At 64.4% G+C, this 3,802-nt stretch carries 5 protein-coding genes; 2 read left to right on the top strand and 3 right to left on the bottom strand.

What is annotated here, in order from left to right:
• Positions 1-98 precede the first annotated feature (98 nt).
• A complete protein-coding gene (locus ACQKPE_RS25940; protein ID WP_427669554.1) occupies positions 99-1,094 on the bottom strand; it encodes an alpha/beta fold hydrolase in 996 nt (331 codons plus the stop codon).
• A gap of 197 nt (positions 1,095-1,291) precedes the next feature.
• Between ACQKPE_RS25940 and metR the strand changes: the two genes are divergently transcribed.
• Positions 1,292-2,209 (top strand): transcriptional regulator MetR, encoded by a 918-nt coding sequence (gene metR / locus ACQKPE_RS25935; protein ID WP_427669553.1) that lies wholly within the window; start codon positions 1,292-1,294, stop codon positions 2,207-2,209.
• On the opposite strand, the gene ACQKPE_RS25930 is transcribed toward metR, so the two are convergent.
• Positions 2,193-2,606, bottom strand: coding sequence for an NUDIX hydrolase (locus ACQKPE_RS25930; protein ID WP_427669552.1), 414 nt, complete (start codon positions 2,604-2,606; stop codon positions 2,193-2,195). The two genes, metR and ACQKPE_RS25930, sit on opposite strands and share 17 nt — an antisense overlap.
• Before the next feature lie 73 nt (positions 2,607-2,679).
• Positions 2,680-2,940: a type B 50S ribosomal protein L31 gene (locus ACQKPE_RS25925; RefSeq protein ID WP_427669550.1), complete on the bottom strand. Its 261-nt coding sequence runs from the start codon at positions 2,938-2,940 to the stop codon at positions 2,680-2,682.
• 177 nt (positions 2,941-3,117) lie between these two features.
• Between ACQKPE_RS25925 and ACQKPE_RS25920 the strand changes: the two genes are divergently transcribed.
• Positions 3,118-3,802, top strand: a 685-nt coding sequence (locus ACQKPE_RS25920) for a glutamate synthase-related protein (protein ID WP_427669548.1), incomplete at its 3' end; no start/stop codon positions are given.

Below are 3,802 nucleotides of genomic sequence, written 5' to 3'. Positions count from 1 at the left end.
GTGGGCTCACACAACTTAGCCGCCTGATTGGCGGGAACCCCCGCACAACCCCGAGAACCTGTAGGAGCGGGCTTGCCCGCGAATCAGGCGGCTCGGATTCAAAGCCCTGCGATATGGGTGACATCCTGCCGATGGGACTTCAGGTAGGGCAGCACGGCCGCCAGCAACGGCGCCTTGAACGGCTCCTGGAAGCGATGGGCCAGCCCCGGAATCAAGCGCAGCTGGCTGCCCTGGATATGCGCCGCCAGATGCACCCCATGCATCACCGGTAGCAGCGGGTCGGCGGTGCCATGCACCACCAGCGTCGGCACCCGCAGTTCATTGAGCAACGCCACCCGGCTAGGTTCGGCAAGAATCGCCATGATCTGGCGCTTGACTCCGTCAGGGTTGAAGGCGCGGTCGTAGGCCAGCGCCGCCTGTTGCAGCAACACGGCGCGGTCATCGCGCACGTCAGGGCTGCCCAGCGCCGACAGCAGGTCGGCCTGTTGCTCCAGTGCCAGTTCACGACTGGGCGCGCCACGACGTGCCAGCAACTGCACCAGGGCCGGGTTGGGGGCCGGCAAGCCCGCCGCACCCGAACTGGTCATCACCAGCGTCAGGCTGCGCACCCGCTGTGGCGCCATCGACGCCAGGTGCTGGGCGATCATGCCGCCCATGCTCACGCCCAATACATGAAATTGCTCGACCCCCAGTGCGTCCATCAGGTGCAGGCTGTCATCGGCCATGTCAGTCAAGGTATAGGGCGCCGCCACCGGCAAGCCAAGCTTGTAGCGCAGCAGCTCGACCGTGAGGCTGGCCGCAGCCGGCGGCTGGTTCCAGCGCGACAGGCCGACATCGCGGTTGTCATAGCGGATTACCCTGAAGCCCTGGCGGCACATGGCCTCGACCACATCGTCCGGCCAATGGATCAGTTGCCCGCCCAGGCCCATTACCAGCAGCAGCACCGGGTCGTTCGGCGCACCGACGCTCTGGTACACCAGGCTTACATCCCCCAGTTCGGCACGTTGCACCGGCACCTGGGCGTCACAACGCGACGCGGCGAAACCGGCCGGCGCGCCGCACAGCAAGAAGAGAACGATCAGAAAAACCCGCATGACAGAAAACACCAGAATGCAAATCCCCAGTAGAGCGCGAGTTTGATGAAATGCGTGCGGGCGCGCTGCCACAGTTGCGTGACAGTTTGATGAAGGTCGCCGAGCGGTCATGCGCGACAGCCAGTCGACAGCCACCGGCAACATGAGGGAAACTCAACTCATCTATTTTTTACCAAGTGTTTCCCCCGGAGTTCGTTGTGCTGGAAATCCGCCACCTGAAAACCCTTCATGCCCTACGCGAGGCCGATAGCCTGGTGGAGGCCGCCGAGCGCCTGCACCTGACCCAGTCGGCGCTGTCGCACCAGTTCAAGGAGCTGGAAGAACGCCTGGGGCTGCCGCTGTTCGTGCGCAAGACCAAGCCCATTCGCTTCACCAGCGCGGGCCTGCGCCTGTTGCAGCTGGCCGATGCCACCCTGCCGCTGCTGCGTGGCGCGGAACGGGACATCGCACGCCTGGTCGGCGGCACCGCCGGGCGCCTGCACATGGCCATCGAATGTCACAGCTGCTTCCAGTGGCTGATGCCAACCATCGACCAATTCCGCGATGCCTGGCCGGAAGTGGAACTGGACCTCGCCTCTGGCTTCGCCTTCGCCCCGCTGCCCGCCCTGGCCCGCGGCGACCTCGACCTGGTGGTGACCTCCGACCCGCAAGACCTGGCCGGCATCACCTACGTGCCGCTGTTCACCTACGAGGCAATGTTGGCGGTGGCCAACCAGCACCCACTGGCCAGCAAGCCCTACATCGTGCCCCAGGACCTGATCGAGCAGACCCTGATCACCTACCCGGTGGAACGCGACCGCCTGGATATCTTCACCCGCTTCCTGGAACCCGCCGAGATCGAGCCCGCCGCCGTACGCACCTCGGAACTGACGGTGATGATGATGCAACTGGTCGCCAGCGGCCGCGGGGTATGCGGCATGCCGCACTGGGCACTGCATGAATACAGCGCGCGCGGCTACGTGAAAGGCAAACGCCTGGGCGAGAAAGGCCTGTTCGCCACGCTCTACGCGGCGGTGCGCACCGACATGCTCGATGCGCCTTACATGCGTGACTTTCTGCTGACCGCCAAGGACACCTCGTTCGCCACCCTCGAGGGAGTCAGCGCGGTACGTTGAGGACTTGGCGGTACAGCGGCAGGATCACATCGCGGGTCAGCGGCGCCAGCACCCGCGCGGGCGCTTCATCGGCGGCCAACCACAGCACCTCCTCGATCTCCGCGGCCGGGGCCACCGCGTCGCTGCTGTCGACCCGGAACAGCTCGCACTGCACCTCGAAGCCCGGCTCGTTGGCGGCCGGGGCACTGAACTGGCCCAGGTAGACAGCCTGCTGCGCATCGACCTGCAAACCGAGTTCCTCATGCAGCTCACGCACCAGGGCCGCCGCCGGGGTTTCGCCGGCATCGATCTTGCCGCCAGGCTGCATGAACGCCTGGGTGCCGCGTTTGCGCACCAACAAGGTACGCCCTGCGGGGTCGACCAGCAGGGCAGCGGCGATGCGAATCGTCTTGGTCATGGTGAGGGCGCCTGGAAAAGGGCGGGCAAGGATCACATGCAGCCCCTGCCGACGCAACCACAAGCCCCCTTCTTTACTTGGCCTTCCCGGCAAACCCGGCAAAGCGCTTGTTGAACCCGGCGACCCGCCCTTCGACAGTGGTCTTGCGCTGCTGCCCGGTATAGACAGGGTGCGAAGCACTGGACACATCCAGGGCCACATAAGGGTAGGTATTGCCGTCGATGTGCTGCTGGGTGCGATCGCTGTCCACGGTCGAACCAATCAGGAAGTACACATCCGCCGCCGTATCGTGGAACAGCACTGGGCGGTAGTCGGGATGGATGCCAGCTTTCATGGGGATTACCTCAACAAAGAAAGTTACTTTATAACATACTTAATACGAATGATTTTTGATACATGAATTTTCATGCTTCCCCCCTCTAATGGGCGCTGGCTTAACGCCAGGTAACCGGGCTAATGTCGGGGCTTGCCAGGCCCCTGAGCCTGACCGATTCGTTCGCAAGGAATCCGTATGAGCCTGTCACTTCTCAGCCGCTACGCCTTCTTCGCCGCCTGTGTTCTGTTCACCCTCGCCAGCCTGCCGTTCCTGCACCACGAGTGGTTGTGGCCCTTCACCCTGGCCACCGGCCTGCTCAGCCTGCTCGGCGTGTTCGACCTGCTGCAACAGCGCCACGCGGTACGGCGCAACTACCCGATCCTCGGCAACATCCGCTACCTGGTCGAAGGCATTCGCCCGGAAATCCGCCAGTACCTGCTGGAGGCCGACAGCGACGCCCTGCCCTTCTCCCGCGCACAGCGCTCGCTGGTGTATGCCCGGGCCAAGAACGAAGCGTCCGACAAACCGTTCGGCACGCTCACCGATGTGTACGCCTCGGGCTTCGAATTCATCGGCCACTCCATGCGCCCGGCGCCCCTGGCCGACCCGGCAAGCTTTCGCGTGGTGGTTGGCGGCCCGCAGTGCAGCCAGCCTTACTCGGCGTCGATCTTCAACATTTCGGCAATGAGCTTCGGCTCGCTCAGTGCCAACGCCATCCGCGCGCTGAACCAGGGCGCCAAGCTCGGCAATTTCGCCCATGACACCGGCGAGGGCAGCATCAGCCCCTACCACCGCGAACATGGCGGCGACCTGACCTGGTGGGTCACGTCGACCACGGCAAGACCTCGCTGCTCGACTACATCCGTCGCGCCAAGGTTGC

Source organism: Pseudomonas sp. NPDC089554 (assembly GCF_050280645.1).
Taxonomy (GTDB): domain Bacteria; phylum Pseudomonadota; class Gammaproteobacteria; order Pseudomonadales; family Pseudomonadaceae; genus Aquipseudomonas.
This window is presented reverse-complemented; position numbering and strand designations above follow the sequence as displayed.

What these genes read in the sequence shown, in the direction of transcription:
- ACQKPE_RS25940 (WP_427669554.1), bottom strand. Translation starts at nt 1,094, where the DNA reads ATGCGGGTTTTTCTGATCGTTCTCTTCTTGCTGTGCGGCGCGCCGGCC.
- ACQKPE_RS25930 (WP_427669552.1), bottom strand. Translation starts at nt 2,606, where the DNA reads ATGACCAAGACGATTCGCATCGCCGCTGCCCTGCTGGTCGACCCCGCA.
- ACQKPE_RS25925 (WP_427669550.1), bottom strand. Translation starts at nt 2,940, where the DNA reads ATGAAAGCTGGCATCCATCCCGACTACCGCCCAGTGCTGTTCCACGAT.